The following is a 307-nucleotide window of genomic DNA, read 5'->3' on the forward strand; positions in this document are numbered from 1 at the left end:
AGAACAGTCTTCACAAAAATTGGTTTTAACATAGCCTAGTAATATGCTTTTGGTTAAGCCTTCCCAGTCATCTCCAGAATAGTCTTCTGCAGGAGAATTGATATACCTGTACCCAGCACTTATTCCATCTGTAGAAGTTATACTATTCCCAGATAAAGTACCTGTATATGATATTCCACCAATTGCTCCCCCAAGGAAATTTCCTCCAGAAAATGCAGAGTTTAAGCCTCCTGAAACAATTCCTGGCAGGAAGCTTTTAATGGCTCCTGCATTACTGCATATATTTCCCAGCGCCCCTGAACTGGCC

The 307-nt window shown here is 41.4% G+C and carries 1 protein-coding gene; it reads right to left on the minus strand.

Translation table 11 applies throughout. From position 1 onward, the window contains the following. The coding region (locus SB764_RS39175; RefSeq protein ID WP_410866635.1) for a hypothetical protein at nucleotides 1-307 on the minus strand (307 nt) is incomplete at both ends.

It is taken from the genome of Paraburkholderia sp. SIMBA_027 (assembly GCF_046535315.1).
Taxonomy (GTDB): domain Bacteria; phylum Pseudomonadota; class Gammaproteobacteria; order Burkholderiales; family Burkholderiaceae; genus Paraburkholderia; species Paraburkholderia tropica.